Annotated in this window: 14 protein-coding genes and 1 pseudogene; 5 read left to right on the plus strand and 10 right to left on the minus strand. The window is 58.0% G+C overall.

Annotated elements, in window-relative coordinates; translation table 11 throughout:
• Positions 1 to 173: 173 nt before the first annotated feature.
• Positions 174 to 1,196 (minus strand): NAD(P)-dependent alcohol dehydrogenase, encoded by a 1,023-nt coding sequence (locus JOE33_RS01115; protein ID WP_010437035.1) that lies wholly within the window; start codon positions 1,194 to 1,196, stop codon positions 174 to 176.
• 235 nt (positions 1,197 to 1,431) lie between these two features.
• The gene (locus JOE33_RS01120) at positions 1,432 to 2,109 is read right to left on the minus strand and encodes an RraA family protein (RefSeq protein ID WP_187626022.1); all 678 of its coding nucleotides are present in this window, start codon (positions 2,107 to 2,109) and stop codon (positions 1,432 to 1,434) included.
• Positions 2,110 to 2,348: 239 nt separating this feature from the next.
• On the opposite strand from JOE33_RS01120, the gene JOE33_RS01125 reads away from it, so the two are divergent.
• Both JOE33_RS01125 and JOE33_RS01130 read left to right on the plus strand, forming a co-directional pair.
• Entirely contained in the window at positions 2,349 to 3,326 is a 978-nt protein-coding gene (locus tag JOE33_RS01125; protein WP_187626023.1) for a hydroxyacid dehydrogenase, read from the plus strand.
• Between the two features lie 78 nt (positions 3,327 to 3,404).
• Entirely contained in the window at positions 3,405 to 4,739 is a 1,335-nt protein-coding gene (locus JOE33_RS01130) for an MFS transporter (RefSeq protein ID WP_010429150.1), read from the plus strand.
• 78 nt (positions 4,740 to 4,817) lie between these two features.
• Here the strand turns inward: JOE33_RS01130 and JOE33_RS01135 are convergent, their stop codons facing one another.
• The 3 genes from JOE33_RS01135 to JOE33_RS01145 all read right to left on the minus strand — a co-directional run bounded on the left by JOE33_RS01135 (position 4,818) and on the right by JOE33_RS01145 (position 7,960).
• On the minus strand, positions 4,818 to 5,558 hold the full coding sequence (locus tag JOE33_RS01135; protein WP_096102113.1) for a helix-turn-helix domain-containing protein: 741 nt from the start codon (positions 5,556 to 5,558) through the stop codon (positions 4,818 to 4,820).
• A gap of 141 nt (positions 5,559 to 5,699) precedes the next feature.
• Positions 5,700 to 6,551, minus strand: a complete 852-nt coding sequence (locus tag JOE33_RS01140; RefSeq protein WP_054994093.1) for an SDR family oxidoreductase — start codon at positions 6,549 to 6,551, stop codon at positions 5,700 to 5,702.
• On the minus strand, positions 6,548 to 7,960 hold the full coding sequence (locus JOE33_RS01145) for an NAD(P)-binding domain-containing protein (RefSeq protein WP_010429156.1): 1,413 nt from the start codon (positions 7,958 to 7,960) through the stop codon (positions 6,548 to 6,550). The genes JOE33_RS01140 and JOE33_RS01145 overlap by 4 nt, the downstream gene beginning before the upstream one ends.
• A 221-nt stretch (positions 7,961 to 8,181) precedes the next feature.
• Here JOE33_RS01145 and JOE33_RS01150 point away from each other — a divergent pair, with 221 nt between their 5' ends.
• Genes JOE33_RS01150 through JOE33_RS01160 form a run of 3 tightly spaced genes read left to right on the plus strand, consistent with a single transcriptional unit; the run spans position 8,182 to position 10,582 of the window.
• Positions 8,182 to 9,240 carry an AraC family transcriptional regulator gene (locus JOE33_RS01150; protein ID WP_010429158.1) on the plus strand — a complete coding sequence of 353 codons (1,059 nt, stop codon included), beginning with the start codon at positions 8,182 to 8,184 and terminating at the stop codon, positions 9,238 to 9,240.
• Positions 9,237 to 9,464: a hypothetical protein gene (locus JOE33_RS01155; RefSeq protein WP_010429160.1), complete on the plus strand. Its 228-nt coding sequence runs from the start codon at positions 9,237 to 9,239 to the stop codon at positions 9,462 to 9,464. Before JOE33_RS01150 ends, JOE33_RS01155 begins: the two co-directional genes overlap by 4 nt.
• Complete coding sequence (locus JOE33_RS01160) at positions 9,464 to 10,582, plus strand: metallophosphoesterase (protein WP_187626024.1); 1,119 nt, start codon at positions 9,464 to 9,466, stop codon at positions 10,580 to 10,582. The genes JOE33_RS01155 and JOE33_RS01160 overlap by 1 nt, the downstream gene beginning before the upstream one ends.
• Before the next feature lie 17 nt (positions 10,583 to 10,599).
• On the opposite strand, the gene JOE33_RS01165 is transcribed toward JOE33_RS01160, so the two are convergent.
• From JOE33_RS01165 to JOE33_RS01185, 5 genes and pseudogenes are all read right to left on the minus strand, one after another.
• Positions 10,600 to 12,186 (minus strand): EAL domain-containing protein, encoded by a 1,587-nt coding sequence (locus tag JOE33_RS01165; RefSeq protein WP_187626025.1) that lies wholly within the window; start codon positions 12,184 to 12,186, stop codon positions 10,600 to 10,602.
• A gap of 274 nt (positions 12,187 to 12,460) precedes the next feature.
• Positions 12,461 to 13,822 (minus strand): annotated as a pseudogene (locus JOE33_RS25960) (PAS domain-containing methyl-accepting chemotaxis protein).
• Between the two features lie 155 nt (positions 13,823 to 13,977).
• A complete protein-coding gene (locus tag JOE33_RS01175) occupies positions 13,978 to 14,628 on the minus strand; it encodes an RraA family protein (RefSeq protein WP_054994087.1) in 651 nt (216 codons plus the stop codon).
• Positions 14,619 to 15,398, minus strand: a complete 780-nt coding sequence (locus JOE33_RS01180) for an IucA/IucC family C-terminal-domain containing protein (RefSeq protein WP_096125860.1) — start codon at positions 15,396 to 15,398, stop codon at positions 14,619 to 14,621. The genes JOE33_RS01175 and JOE33_RS01180 overlap by 10 nt, the downstream gene beginning before the upstream one ends.
• A complete protein-coding gene (locus JOE33_RS01185) occupies positions 15,395 to 16,186 on the minus strand; it encodes an ABC transporter ATP-binding protein (protein WP_096102105.1) in 792 nt (263 codons plus the stop codon). The genes JOE33_RS01180 and JOE33_RS01185 overlap by 4 nt, the downstream gene beginning before the upstream one ends.
• Positions 16,187 to 16,190: the final 4 nt, after the last annotated feature.

A 16,190-nucleotide genomic window follows, 5' to 3' on the forward strand; every position in this document is an offset into this window, starting at 1 on the left:
CCAACATCCTGTCAGCAGCCATCCCGGCAATGGTGATCATCCTTGACCTCCGAAGCGCTTCCTGCGCAACGGTTGATGGGTATAGATTGCTACTTCGCGAACATGCCGTACAGGGCTGATCCACCCCGGCACGTGTAAGCCTTTCGCTATACCTTCAATATGCCGCCCGTGCCTCAGCCCTGATCAAACTCGATCAATACCTTGCCGATGTGCTGTGCAGCGGCGAAATACGCGTAGGCTTCGGGGGCGTCGGCGAATTTGAATGTTTTCGCGACTACCGTTTCAATTCCATTGGCCTCGATGGCCCGAACAAGGTCGACAAACATCTCGCGGCTGCCATTGGCAATGCCTCTGATTGTGACGTTTTTGAGGATCAGCGACAGGTAGTCGGGAATCGGCGAGTGCTGACCTGGCGTCACGCCTATCACGGCAATACGTCCGTTGACGGCAGCCGCCGCGATCGATTGACCCAGAGTGTCCTGGCCCCCGGTCTCGATAATGATGTCGGCACCGGCGTTATCACTGAGTGCCATGACTTGCGCGGCCCAATCCGGATGCGTGCGGTAGTTGATCGTGATATCGGCGCCAAGCTGACGCGCGATATCCAGCTTCTCGTCACTTGATGAGGTGATCGCCACACGAGCGCCGTGAAGCCTGGCCAGTTTCAATGCGGCCAGCGCCACTCCGCCGGTTCCCAGGCACAGGACGAGTTCACCTGGCTTGACCTTGCACACCTCCATCAGCGCGTTCCAGGCGGTCAGGCCTGCAGATGCCAGCGCGGCGACGTCCTTGTCAGCCAATGCGTCCGGTACGTGAATCAAGGCAGCAGCGGGCAGTACGACCTTTTCAGCCAGCCAGCCGTCATGGGTAACACCCACATCGTGGGCGAACACGCTGGTGTGAAATTCGCCTTGCAGCCAATTGGGAAAGTGGCCGCAGATGACCCGGTCGCCCGGTTTGACCTGGCTGACGCCCTCACCTACCGCGATGACTTCACCCACGCCTTCGGACATGGGAATACGTTCCGATAACTGTTTGGGGCCGTAGGTGCCACGCAGGATTTGCACATCCCGGCTGATGAGGCTCACCAGGCGCGGCGCGACGATGGCCTGCCCCGGCCCGGCGATCGGCTCGGGCCGCGTGGTCGCGGTCAGAGCGTCCAGGCCTTGTTGAGATCCGATCTGAAAAGCTTTCATGAAAATAATCCTTGTGCCGTCAGCGCGAAGAGGTCGCTGTATCGCGCCTTGAACAATATCGTGTGGCCCTGTTAGAGCCGCGTGTTTTTCAACGTGTCGCCTACACGATACCTGCTCAGCGCTGAGCATCAAGTCCGGCACTCACACCCCGGCCGCCATTTTCAGCTGCCTGGCACGGGCGTGACGACACGGCGCAGCGTTGCGCCACGGCCGTGCTCACGCCAGGGACACCGAGTTACTGTGGTAGCAGGCACCCTTTTTTCTTCAAGGATTCCAGGACCCAGGAGCGATCGTTTTCTCCTCTGGCGATCTGTTCCAGTTGCTGTTGTTCGGCGTGGTGCTTGGCTGAGGCGCGATCATAGACGTCGGCGACATGCTCGTAGGGTACGCACAGCAAGCCATCCTCATCGCCTATGACCAGATCACCCGGTTCGATCACCATCCCGTCGATCGCAATGGCCACGTTGATCTCACCCGGTCCGTCCTTGTAGGGGCCACGGTGGGAAATGCCCGCTGCGAACATCGGGAATGTTCCGGCAGCAATGCTCCCTGCATCCCGAATCGCGCCGTTGATGACGATGCCTGCCACGCCACGCTTCACTGCATAAGCCACCATCATCTCGCCGATGAGCGCGTTGCTCAGATCTCCCCCCGCATCCACCACGATCACATCGCCAGGCTCGGCGATATCAATGGCGTAATGGAGCATGAGGTTGTCACCGGGCCGGGCTTTCACGGTCAGTGCGGGTCCTGCCAGCACACCTTCACGGTGCATCGGCCGCAGGCGAGCGCCGCCTGCAGTCATTCGATTCATCGAATCGCTGACGTTTGCTACGGGGACGTCGCGATAGCGTGACACCCACTCGGCGCTGACTTTACGGGCTGCTTCGAGGACTCGGAATCCAATCGTCATGGGGCATTTCTCTCTTGAAATTATGGGTTGCCGCCGAAAGGCTGGGTTTTTCTATTTTCAGAATCACATTTCATTTTGGATCAATCAAGAGGTAAAAAAGAATTCACGCACCTTTTTACATCGATAAAAATCTATATAGTGAAATGGCATTTCATTATGGTAGTGTTCGGGCATCGGGTTGAAACTGATGCCCGGCCGCACACCAAACGCGAACGCAAATAAGAACAAGGTACGCATCCATGACCCGCAAGATTTTGCTGACAGGCCCCGCCCTGGCACACGACGCGATGAGCTATGCGAATGATCTGGGCATTCAGATTTTCCCCACCACCCCCTACCTGCCGGCTGAAGAACTCACCGCGCTTATCCGCGATGTGCAGCCCGACGCGATCATCGTCAGGCAAGGCAAGCTGACGCGCGAAATGATCGAAGCGTCGTCCAGGCTCAAGGCGGTCGCCAAGCACGGGGTCGGCTACGACACCATCGATATTCAGGCGGCGGCAGAGAGAGGTGTTCCTGTCATGATCGCCCTCGGGGCGAATGCGCAATCGGTAGCCGAACATGCTTTTGCACTCATGTTCAGCGTGGCTCGGCAAATTGCCTGGCTGGATGCACGTACACGCCAGGGACATTGGGACAAGGCCACCGCCAACGGTATCGAGCTGTTTGGCAAGACATTGGGGCTGGTTGGCCTTGGGGCGATCGGCAGCATCCTGATGGATCTGGTTGCGCCTTTGCAGATGAAGGTCAAGGTGTTCGACCCTTACCTCAAAACGCTACCCGAACGTCCACACGTCGAGCGCGAAACCGATTTTGACCGCCTCATCGAATCCAGCGATATCATCAGTCTGCATTGCCCGCTGACCGACGAAAACCGCAACCTGATCGGTACCGCGCAACTGAACCGCATGCGCTCCAACTGCATCCTGATCAATACTGCCCGTGGCGAACTGGTCGATACCCCGGCGCTTGTTCAGGCGCTGCAAACCAACAGAATCGCAGGCGCGGGACTGGACACGTTCAATCCGGAGCCGCCTTCTGCCGACAGTCCGCTGTGGCAACTGCCGAATCTTGTTGCCACCCCGCATACGGGTGCCAATACCACCGAATCCCGTGATCGCGTCGGGCTGCTGGCTGTTCAACAGATCGTCAAAGTGTGGGACGGCGACGCGCTTGACCCCCGCTGCGTCGTGAATCGCCAATTGCTCGATGGCTGATCCAGCTTTTGCCCCGCTACCGACATGGCGGGGCGAACATCTACCGTTTCTCCACAAAAATAAGCACAGGAGAGCACCATGGCCCGCACCCAACCGACTCAACCGGTCACCGAACTCGAACGCACCACCATGCGCCGAGTTGCATGGCGACTGCTTCCCTTCCTTATCCTTTGTTACCTGATCGCGATCATCGACCGTGGCAATATCGGCATGGCGTCGCTGCAGATGAATCATGACCTGGGCCTTAGCCCGGCGATCTTCGGTTTCGCGAGCAGCCTGTTCTTTGTCTCGTACTTTCTGGTCGAGGTGCCGAGCAACCTGGCCCTGCAGAAATTCGGCGCGCGCATCTGGATTGCACGCATCATGATCACCTGGGGGATCATTTCCGCAGGGACGGCTTTTGTGCAGGGCGCCAACTCGCTGTACGTCATGCGCTTTCTGCTGGGTGCTGCCGAGGCGGGTTTCTTCCCGGGCGTGCTGCTTTACATGACTTACTGGCTGCCGTCGGCCTATCGCGCACGCATGGTGGCGATCTTTATGGTCGCTATTCCAGGTGCAAACTTTCTAGGCTCACCGCTTTCGGGCTACCTGCTGACCCTGGACGGCTGGATGGGCATGAGGGGCTGGCACTGGCTGTTCATTCTTGAGGGTATCCCCGCCGTACTGCTGGGAATCGCCTGCCTTTTCATTCTGACCGATCGCCCGGCTCAGGCTCGTTGGCTGGATGATGAACAACGCACCTGGCTGGTCGACAAACTGGATGAAGAGCGCAAGCTCAAGACCAACATCGGCCATATCTCGCTATGGAAGCTGCTCAAGCACAAGGACATATGGGTCATGGCGCTTATCTATTCAGGCGCGTCTGCGGCAGGCAGCACCATGAGCGTGTGGGCACCCCAGCTGTTGAAAAGCTTTGGCCTGAGCAATCTGGAGATCGGCTTCGTCAATGCCATTCCCTACGGCATTGCATCGGTTGCGATGATCATCTGGGGGCGCAGTTCGGACCGCAGCAATGAACGTCGCTGGCACACCTCCGCCACCTTGTTTTTGATCACTGCGGGTCTGCTGCTGGCACTGGTCACGTCCTCTCTGCCCGCAACTGTCGTGATGCTGACCATGGTGCTCATCGGCGCCTACTCAATGAAAGGTCCGTTCTGGGCACTGGTGTCCAACTGGCTTTCGAGCAGTACGGCCGCCGCCGGACTGGCAGCCATCGGCGCCCTGGCGAATCTGATCGGAGGCGGGATCATGGTCAACGCTTATGGCGCCATCCATCAGGCCACGGGAAGTTATGCGATTGCTCTGCTGCCTCTGGCGGCGCTGTGCACGGCCGGTGCAATCGCCGTGCTTGTCATGGGCAGAAGCCGCAAGCGTGAAGCGCTTGAGGACGCCAAATCTGTAGAGGTCAGCTGAGGCGCGGCAATAACGATTTGAAACGCTGCCTGGCGCAGCGCTTCAAATCGGCTGTTTCTGGAAGTGGGCATGTCTGACTCAGACCGCTTCGTCGACCACCGGGGCGCGGTGTGCGCCCTTCTCCTCGCCGAAGCTTTTCCCTCCAAGGCTGCGCGTCAGGTCGTCAGCCACCTCGATGAAGATAGAGCGGATCGCTTTTGCATAGTCAGCGGTCAGCCGCATGGCCGGGCCCGAAAGCACCAACGCTCCGATGTTTTCATGAAGCGGGCCAAAAATGGGCAACGCCATCGAGGCAGCATGCGGATCGGTCGCACCGCTCGAGTAAAAAGGCTCCAGCCCATCCTTTGCACGGGCATACGGGGTACGTAATGCTTCGGCACTCGCCGCACCGTCCATGGGGCGCATGTCCCCGGGCTGCATATGCAATCGCAGCCGGTGAGGAGAATTTACGCGGTACTGGCACAACCGATAGGCGCCGTGTTTCACATAGAAAGAGGCCGTCTCGCCGGTTTCCCCCGTCAGTTTGTGCAGCCTTGGCAACACATGCCGCTCAAGATCCAGGGCATCCTGGTACACCGCATTAAGGCGCATGACCTCGCTCGCGAGCATATAGCGGCCGTCTGCAAGGCGATTGACAAAGCCATAGGTTTCCAGGGAGACCATCAGACGCATGATCGTGCTTTTGATCAGGCCGGTGCGCTCGACCAGTTCCACAAGGCTCAAGGCCGAGTCCCCTATCTGAAACGAAGACAGAACGGTGAGCACCCTATCCGCTGATGCGACTCCATTCACGGCGGGACGTGGACGCGTTTTGACCATCATTAACTCCTGTGCGGCAGATTGCAGCATGAACCTCGAACTCGCCGCATTATCCGTTAGCTGAAAACGGATAGCCATGAAACCCTTGGTATTCGCCGCGTTGCCCAGGACAAAAAACGCGCCACCGGCTCAACGTCAGGTTTACTGCTTCAAACGCCAGACGCCCTCCACCTGGTGCGCCAGACCTCGCTCGCCCAGCGATTCGATGTATTTCTGCATGCCCTTTTCGCCACGTTTTTGCAGCAGGCGGATGGCTCGTGGCAACAGATTGGGGAACAGCATCGCCAGACTGGACGCCCAGGATTCGCTGGGTTTCGGTGTTCGCTCCAGGCAGGGCTTGTCGAGCATCAGCAACACCTGACGTGCGACATCATCCGGCGACTGCGGCGGCGCGATGAACTGCAAGGCATTGCCGCCTTCGATGGCTTCCTTGCGCAACATTTGTGTGTCTGTCGCAGTGGGCAGGATCGAGCCGACCTTGATGCCCTTCTCTGCCAGATCCAGCCCGATCGACAGCATCGCACCACGCAGGCCGAACTTGCTGGCGCAATAGATGGGAGATTCCGGCGTGGGAAATACACCGCCCAGCGAAACCGTGGATATGATCCGGGCGTCGGCCGAGCGCTTTAGCAATGGGATGGCGAGACGCGTGAGAATCAAGGGTGCAACGAGATTGATATTCAGCTCTCGGCTGATGCTGTCCACCGAGCGTGTATCGAACGCCTCGACCACCGCGATGGCGGCATTATTGATCAGCACGTCCAGTCGGCCAAACTCTGCTTCTATATAAGCCATCAACTGAGCGAGGCTTTGCTGATCGGTCAGATCAACCACATAGGGATGAGCGTCTTCGCCGAGTTTTTCTGCCAGCGAACGCAACTGTTTTTCATCGATATCCGCCATGACCAGCTGCATCCCCCGGCGGATCAGTTGGGCGCAGATTGCCTGGCCTATGCCACCGGCCGCACCGGTGATCAGGACAACCGTTTTCATGAGCACGTCTCCTGAAGGGTGGCCGGTTGCGGGTGCAGCGGCGCAGCCACATATCCGGCGCCTTTACGCAGGCTGCTGTAGTAGCCTTCCTCGACCACTGGCCAGCCCAACTCATGAGACAGCTTGCGCAAGTATTTCTTGAGCGCATGAGCCTCCAGGTACACCTCATGACGTTGGGATTTGACGAACTGGATGCCCCCGGAAAGATCCGGGTCGTCAGACGCAATCAACCGATCAAATTGACCAGCCCTGGTTTTCTGCTGCAATTGGTCGCGCAAGTAACAGGCCACTGCGTGGGCCTCGCTGTCGAACAGTTTGTAGGCACTGGAGTTGGTTTCAACGTACCCGATGCCAAACAGGTTGTAGTGCTCGCGACTGAAAATCGACAGGTACAAACGGGGCCGGCCGCCCTTCCACTCGAAATAGTTCGCGGCGTATTTGCAGCTCCATTTATAACCGGTGGCATAAAGCACCAGATCCAGCGCCTCGCGCGTGCCATCCTTGAACACCACGTGCTGCCCCTCATAGTGCGAGACATCCGGTTTGACCTGAATATCACCGTGCTGCAAACAGTGCAGCAACTGGGTATTGAGCAACGGGTGGCTTTCAAACAGCCTGTGGTCAGGTCTGGGCAAGCCAAAACGGCGTGTGTCGCCATTGATCACGCGCAGAATCGCCTGAAAAATCGGACGCGCGAGCCACATGGGAAGTTGTGGCCCCTTTTCACCGAACTCATCAACCGGCATGCCGAACAGATGCTTGGGGATGAAGTGATAGCCGCGGCGCATGCTGATAAAGGCTTTATCCGCATGCCTGGCGGCGTCACAGGCGATATCTGCACCGGAGTTGCCCGCACCGATGACCATCACCCGTTTGCCCTTGAATTCGTCGGCATGCTTGTAGGTTACCGAGTGCCTGATGGTGCCTTCGAACTGACCTTTCACCTCGGGCATGTTCGGGTCCCAGTTGCATCCAGTGGCGCACACTACTGCGCGATAGCGGCGTCGTTCACCGTTGGCCAGTGTCACCAGCCAGCGTCCGTTTTCTTCCTTTTCGACATCCTCGACGGCGGTGTTGAAGCGGATGTTGCCGTACAGGTCGAACGCCCTCGCGAAGGAGCGAACGTACTCGAAAATCTGGCGATTGCTCGGGTAGTCGGGAAAGTGCGCGGGCATGGGGTAGTCGATGAAGCCTGACTGATCGCGCGAGGAGATAAAGTGCGCCGACTGGTACATCGGCGTTCCGGGGTTATTGATATCCCAGACACCACCCACTTCGCTGTGTCGCTCGAACTGCTCGTAATCGAGTCCCTGGCGCTTGAGTGCCCTGGCCATACAAAGCCCGCCAGGCCCGCTTCCGATAATGCATACCGCGTCGGCGCAATCGTGGATCTTGTTGTCGTTGCTCACTTTGTGTTCCTCGGGTTCTACAGCGAGAACCCTAAGTTAGCCAAGGAGTCGTAGCGCAAGCAGGGGATGCATGGACGTTAAAGGGGGTGATAACGGACTTGTTCGACAGGCACTTCAGGCCGGTGAAAAATGAGCGACCCGAGGGATGTTTCAACTGTTTTTTCAGGCATGCTGTGACTCGATAGAACAAAAATACCTGCATGTGAAAGGTCCGGATCAACATGAAACTCATTGCCGACCCACTGTTCTCCGAAGCCTCTGCCCCACCGCAGGTATCACGCATGCTCCTGCAGTACGCGACCGAGCGTGGCGTCAATACCCAGTGGCTGTGCCGTGGCCTGGGTTTCGCCCCCGATGACTTGAAAAAATCAGGCTATTTGCTGTCGCATCGGCAAAGCAACCTGCTGGTGCGGCGGACCATCTCCGAGCTGGGTGATGGTGGCTTGGGCTTGTCGGTCGGCGAGCGCCAGACGGCAGTCTCATGGGGTATTGTCGGGCTGGGCATGCAAGCCAGCCCGACGCTGGGCGATGCGCTCAATCTGGCGATCCGTTATCAGAAACACACCGGCGCCCTGCTCTCCCATCGTATGGAGTTTCACGAGGGACGCTGCCTGACGTATATCGTGCCGCAGTTCTTTGACCCCGATGTAATCGGTTTCTATCTGGAAGAGGCATTCGCCAGCGAGATGGCGATCGTTCGTCACCTGAGTGGTCGTCATGATCTGGTTCCCAGCCGGGTCGAACTCGAATACCCGGAGCCCGAACACGCGCATCGGTACAGGGAAGTGTTCCGCTGTCCGGTAGTGTTCGCCGGTGCGCATAATCTGATCGAGTTCGACGCCCGGTGGCTGGAAACGCCATTAGTCACGCGTGATGATTTCGTCGCAGCCGAAGTGGCCGAGTTGCTGGACAGCGCGAACTGGGAAGACAAAGGCACGTCTGATCTTGTCGAAACCGTGCAACGTGAAATACGCAAGCGGCTCTGCGCGCCGCCGTCGCTCAATGAACTTGCGCAACAACTCAATATAGGCGAGCGCACCTTGAGACGGCGCCTGGGTGAAGCCGGACAGTCTTATCAAGGCGTCATCGATTCACTGCGCAGGGCAAGGGCACTGTCACTCCTGAGTCACCGCGAAACGAAGCTGATCGACGTGGCCAGCGAGACTGGATTCAGCGATATTCGTGACTTTCGCCGGGCATTCAAGCGCTGGACCGGGGTCACGCCGCGAGAGGCCAGGCATGAGATGCAGCAGTTCCGCAAGGATATCCAGCGGCCGTGATAGCTACGTTCAAGCATGGCTCGACAATCGCCGCGCGTTACAAGAAACTTGGCGGCACCGGTCTGCTCTCGAAGGAGTCCTGCATCGGCACGCAGACCTCCAGCACTCCTGCCCCTCAACACGCTGCAACAGGCGGCGTTCAGCAGGACAAGTTCGAACTCATTACTGCCCGTGCCCTTGACGCAGTTATTCACCTCATCAATATGGTCAACGGAGCACGTTAATGTTTCACGTTATGTTCAGCCTGCCCTGCCTGTACGTCATCGCCCGTTTTCTATGGCCGATGCCTTGGGCGTTATCGGCGAAAATCGCCGTTGCCGTACTGCTTGTCCTTGCCTCGCAATATCATCTGTATTGCCGGTTTTCTTCCGGCAGCGTGTTTTCGCCGGAATTTCCACGCTACGTCGTGATGCTGTTCAACTGGGCGTTCGGCGCAATCCTGTTGCTCGCGGTACTGCAAATCATCGTCGACATCGGCACAGTGCTGACGATGCTGGTACGCCGGCAGACGCTGAGCATTCCGGCCAATCTGCGCTACATCATCGGTGTGGCGGCCCTGGTGCTGGCGGCCATAGGCGTCCAGCAGGCCGTGCGCGTGCCGCCGGTGAAAGACATCCAGATCGCGATTAAAAACCTGCCCCCACAATTCGAGGGCTACAAGGTATTGCAACTGACCGACATGCACATCAGCCGCCTGTTCGACGCGCCCTGGACCCGGGCGGTGGTACAGCAGTCCAATGCGCTGGGGGTGGACCTGATCGTCATCACCGGCGATCTTATTGATGGCTCGCTGAGCGACCGGAAACAGGATATTGAGGCCCTGCGCGATTTGCGTGCGCCGGACGGCGTGTACGTTATCCCCGGCAACCATGAGTACTTTTTCGATAACCAGGCATGGATGCAGCACTTCGTCTCTCTGGGCATGATCCCTCTCGCCAACAGCCACACGATGATCGAGCACGACGGTGCACGCATCGCTCTGGCCGGCGTCACCGACGTCACGGCACCCAAAACCGGCTTTCCCGCCCCAGACGTGCAAAAAGCCATAGCAGGTATCGCGAAAGACACACCGATCATCCTGCTCGACCATCAACCCAGAAACGCCGAGGAAACAGCGACCCACGGCGTAGCGCTGCAACTCTCCGGGCATACCCATGGCGGCATGATCTTCGGTCTTCACCGGCTGCTGGCCCTGGCCAACGGCGGATTTGTGTCGGGGCTTTATGACGTGGGCGGGATGCAACTGTACGTCAACAACGGCACTGCACTCTGGCCAGGGTTTGCCATTCGTCTTGGCAAACCTTCGGAATTGACCCGGATCACGCTCCGGCGGGCGCTTTAGCGGCCCATCAGCACGGCTCAGGCCCTGACCGGCCCCTCAGCCTCCCTCATTGCCAGCAGCTCTCTCACATGGGCCGACGGCAAGGGCCTTCCGAACAGGTAGCCCTGGGCAAAGTCGCACTCATGGGTGGCCAGCCAGTCTGCCAGTTGTTCGTGCTCAACGCCCTCGGCGGTGATTTTCATGCGCAGGCTTTTACCCAGAGCGAGGATGGCCTTGACCATCTCGTTCTGGTTTTCAAGTTTCGTGTCGAAGAACGATCTGTCGATCTTGATCTTGTCGATGGCAAGCTTGGTCAGGTGATACAGCCCTGAATAGCCGGTACCGAAATCGTCTAGAGCGACGCTCACGCCCATCGCGCGCAGACGTTCGAGGTTCAGGCGGGCACTGTCGACATTGGCGACCAGGGCATTTTCCGTCACTTCTACTTCCAGCCGACTCAGCGGGAATCCTCCTTCGCTGGCCAACTGTTCCAGCCAGTCAGGAAAGTCGGGGCTTTCGATCATCAGCGAGGTGACGTTGATCGCCAGCGTGAAGTCGCTAGGCCAATCGCGTGCCTGATCGAAGGCTTGAAGCAAAAGGGTCGCGGTGAGTGGCTTGATCAGCCCCAACTGTTCTGCAGCGGGTATGAAGTCAAGCGGCAGGATGATTCCACGCTCGGGATGCAGCCATCGCGCAAGCAGTTCGAACCCTGCCAGACGCTGCTCGGGAAGGCTGACGATAGGCTGATAGAACGGTTGAATATCTTTCTCTTCGATAGCCAGGGTGAGTTCCCGCGCGAACTGTTCCTGCAGGCGCTGTTCGCGTTCGAAGCTGACTTCATAGAAATGAAACGTCGCTCGGCCACCGGTTTTACCGCGGTACATGGCGCTGTCCGCACGTTGCAGCAAGATGTCGGGGTCTGAGCCGTCCATTGGAGCAACGGCAACGCCGAGGGTCGCGCTAAAGGCCACACCCGGCAAGCCAACGCTGGATGCTGCGATTTTGGCCAGAATGCTTTCGGCGAGCGGCGCCAGTTCGGCGTGACTGAAGTCGCCGCTGACTGCCAGGCCGAACTCGTCGCCACCCAGTCGAGCCACCGAAGCCTGCCACCCGACGGTGGCGTCGCGCAGGCTTTCAGCAACGGCGCAAATAGCCGCGTCTCCTGCCGCATGCCCGTGGGTATCGTTGATCAACTTGAATTTATCCAGGTCGATCAGGAAGACCGCGGTCTGTATCGCTGGCTGCTGCAGGCGCGCAACCAGTTGCTCGTGAAACACACGGCGATTGAGCAAACCGGACAATGGATCGTGACGGGCCAGAGATTCGCTGAGCGCCTGGGACTCGAGCAAGTCGTTGTAGCTGCGGTGGAGTCGTTGCATCAGGCGTTTCAGAAGAACGAACGGAACGATCATCGACAGCACTGCAAAGCCGGTCGAAGTCAGTACAAAACGCCAACGCTCGGCACTTTCGAAGTCCTGATCATAGGGCAAGCCCATCGCGGCCATGGCGAAGGATTCAAGTTCGAATTCCCACGCGACTGCGAACAGGAAAATAGAGAACACATAAAACCACAACAACGTGTAAAGGTACTTACGAACCATGTGTGGGGTGCGCAGAAAAGGCATAGTAAAGAGGCTCGAAAGGACGGCGAGTGCAACGCTTATAAACAGGGTATCGGTAGCCGGATATCAGTCTTGAGGCAGTAAGGCCGTGATGACGATAGTGTGTGACTTGCGCGAGTGCTGTCCCATGGATTTAATAAAACACGCTCATTTAAAACGTCTATAAGCCGGTGGCCCCTGCGAATATCGCTAAACGCTCTTTCCTGTTCACCTGCGCAATGAGTGACTCAGGGCCGTACACCTTTAGTGTCCCCTGAGTCGACCCGACTGTTTGCGCTTAACTGGAGCGTTGGTCCACAAACCGGCTGACTGCCCGCACTACGGTGTTTGCGCCGTGCTGGATTTCCTGAATCACGCGGTCTGCGTCGTTGGCCAATACCAGCGCCTCGGAAGCCTGTTCGGTGCTGCGCACAATTACGCTTACCGCGTCTGAAGCCAGGCTCTGGTTGGTCTTCACGACGTTTACAATTTCTTCCGCCGCTTATGTCGTGCGCGAGGCCAGTTGGCGAACTTCATCGGCCACTACCGCAAACCCCCTGCCCTGTTCACCGGCCCTGGCGGCTTCAATCGCTGCGTTCAGCGCGAGCAGGTTGGTTTGTTCGGCGATGCCGCTAATGGTTTTAATGATGGTTCCAATCACCTGACTTTGCGAGTCCAGTGCTTCGATGCCTCGTGTGGCCTCTTCCATCGAAATGGTCAGTTGGCCAAGCATTTGCAGCGTGTCCTTGATGACTTTGCGGCCCTGCTGTGCGCTGCTGTCAGTATCGATAGACGTTTGATAAGCCATTTCCGATGCTTCAGCGACCGCTTTCTCGCGCTCGACCTGTTCAGTGATAACCGTTGCGAACTTGGCAATTTTATAGAGTTTGCCGTTGGCATCGGTAATAGGGTTGTAAGACGCCTCCAGCCATACATCACGACCGCCTTTATCAACCCGGCGAAAACGATCGACGATAAATTCACCCCGGCGCAGTCTTTCCCAGAATTGGGTATACGCTTCAGAGGTGGACTCTTCAGGCAGACAGAACATCTTGTGATGTTTGCCCTTTATCTGATTCAACTCGTAACCCATTGCCCTCAGAAAGTTTTCATTGGCGCCGATGACAATGCCATCGAGGGTGAAATCGATAACGGCGGTGGAACGTTGCAGCGCATTGACCAGCGCCTCGTTCTCGCGGGAGGCTTCAATCGTTCGCGTCAGAACACTCGAATACAGGGTGATCTGCTCGACGCCGCCGGTTTCATTTTTATAAGGGACGACAATGGTTCTCAGCCACACCCTCGACCCGGTCTTGCTGACCAGACGCAACGTGCCGCTGAAATGCTTGCCATCGCGAATCGCGGTCAATGCGCGTTTCTGGTGAACGTCGCCGCTCAGTTCCGGCGGGCTCAGTTCGGACAGACTGCGTCCGACCAGCTCTGCTTGCGAGTAACTCATCTCCGTCTCGAACAACGCGTTGACGGTCTGTACTTTGCCCGTGCCATCCAGCACAACGGCAACTGTCTCCAGATTGAGGATTTGCCCTGCTTGCTCAAGCATGGCGAGGCGGCGCTCCAATGCCTTATTGGTGTTTTTCAAATGCGAATTGAACATTGCGGCTATCCGGGACAGTTTAGGTTTGCAATCTGCATCGGTCATGGAACCGCAATCTTGAGCGGTGCAAGCGAACTTAATACGAAATGAGCCTGCCTGTTGTCTGATTGCGCCTATGGGATCCAAAAGTTATAACTATTGATCCGTTGGCAGTGGTTATATTCATGAATCAAATCGGCGCACTGTTTCAGACTTTATTGTCACTGCTGACTTCTGCTGCCAGGATTTTCCCCATTCAATCTGTCGAGAAACTCTTTCCTTCTTTTTCTGTCCGCACTCTCTTTGCCAAGCAACTCGGGTAACAGTTCGTTCGCCTGTTGCGGACTCAAAATAAATACCCCGTCATCATCCGCGATGGCGATGTCCCCTGGCTTCACCTCCACATCGCTTATATTGATCAGTCCGTTGAGCTCGCCGCTTTCGCCGAGACTGCGTGTCGTCATTGCGCTGACTCCACGGCTGAACACGGGCAGACGATGTTCGCGCAAGGCGGCGACGTCGGTAACCGCACCCGAGATGATGACGCCGGCAAGGCCCTTGATGAGACCGGCCAGGGTGCGCAGTTCGCCCCAGCAGGCACAATGCTCGTCGCCGACACATTCAATCACCAGCACATCGCCGGGCAGGCTGTTCAGCAGTGCATCGCGCAGAATGCTGCCGTCGGGCAGTTGTAGTTTCACCGTGACAACGTTGCCGACCAGTCTGGCCCCCTCGAACAGCGGTCTGATCCCGCGCAGGTAACCCACGTCGGTCAGGTGGCCGATGGTTGAAGCGGCAATGTCACGGTATTGCTCTATGACGGCGTCGCTGAGCTGTTGCTGGCGGTGTGCGATCTGCTTGTTCATCGACATTTCCTGGGTCTCAGTAACGGACAGGTCGAGCAATACTCGACGGGGTTGCTGGCGTCGTAATAGAAGCAGCAGGTGCGCCGAAAACGGATGCTTTTGCCTTCGGCTTCCAGCACAACCGGTGGGCGGCGGAAGTGTTTGAGCGGGTTGTAGGTCAGGCCGAACAGCGCAGGATCGGCCTGATGCAGCAGCCAGTCGAAATCGGCTTCACAGCGCTGCCGGATCGCCGGGTCTTCAATCTTGTCCATGCGCTTGTCGTACAGCGAATAGACACGTACCGCGGTGTTCTCCCACAGAATGCGTCGGGAAATACCCGTGACACGGTTGAAGGTTTCCCACAATGGCTGAAGCAGGTCGCGGAACAGCGTGCTGACGATCTCATCACGCCATGCATCGCGAGCCCCCGGTGCGTAACCCACAGGAGTTGTATCGAGCAAGGGCATTGAAGAGGTCCAAAGGCCGTCATCGTGCGCGTATTCGATCACGCTGTTGTCCAGCGACAGGGCCAGGCCCTTGTCGTAGACCGACATCGCGTACAGGCAGGCACCGGTGCTCAGGAAGGAAAAGCGCTTGGCCAGCAATGATGCAGTGATTGCTTGGGTCGGAGAACCGATCACCGGCCCCAACACGCCAAGCAATTGCTCGCAGACTGTATCGTCCAGCAGTGCGCGTGCCGGCAGTGCGCGGGGATCTTGCTCACCTGCCGGCCTGAGCCGCAGCACCCCGGAGAGCAACGCCCATTCGGACTCGTTGAACGCCTGCGCCAGACTCATTGCGGCAGTTCCCGGCCAAAGGGAATGCACAACGGCGTACCAAAGAACGGATCGGCGATGATCCGGCAGTTGAGGCCGAAGACCTGCTTGACCAGTGCCTCGCTGAGGATATCGGCCGGACGCCCCTGGGCGAAGGCGCTGCGTTCGTGGACAGCAACCATGTGATCGGCGTAACGGCAGGCCAGATTCAGGTCATGCAGGACCATCACGATGGTCTTGCCCTCTTGCCGATTCAGATCGCGCAACAGGTCCAGCACTTCGATCTGATGAGCCAGATCGAGAAAGGTCGTCGGTTCGTCCAGCAATACGATGTCGGTATCCTGCGCCAGGGTCATGGCGATCCACGCGCGCTGGCGCTGGCCGCCTGACAGGGCATCGACGGGCCTGTCCGCCAGCTCGTGCATGCCGGTCTGCGCCAGAGCCCTTGCGACCATGGCTTCATCCTCGGCGGACCATTGCTGCATCCAGTTCTGATAGGGATAACGCCCCAGCGCAACCAATTGCCGCACGCTGATGCCTTCCGGTGCGCTGGGCATCTGCGGCAGAATCGCCAGTTCACGCGCAACGGTGGCGGTGGACTTCTGATGGATGTCGGCACCGTTGAGCACTACGGTGCCCTGCTGGGGTTTGAGCAGGCGCGCCAGGGATTTGAGCAAGGTGCTTTTGCCGCAACCGTTACTGCCGATCAGCACGGTCACCTGGCCTGCGGGTAACTGCAGATCAAGGCTGTCGATGATCACCTGCCGCTGGTAGCTCAGGGTCAGGTCGTGGGTTGCGATTGACGCCATCCGT

The organism is Pseudomonas sp. PvP027 (assembly GCF_017833005.1).
Lineage (GTDB): Bacteria > Pseudomonadota > Gammaproteobacteria > Pseudomonadales > Pseudomonadaceae > Aquipseudomonas > Aquipseudomonas congelans.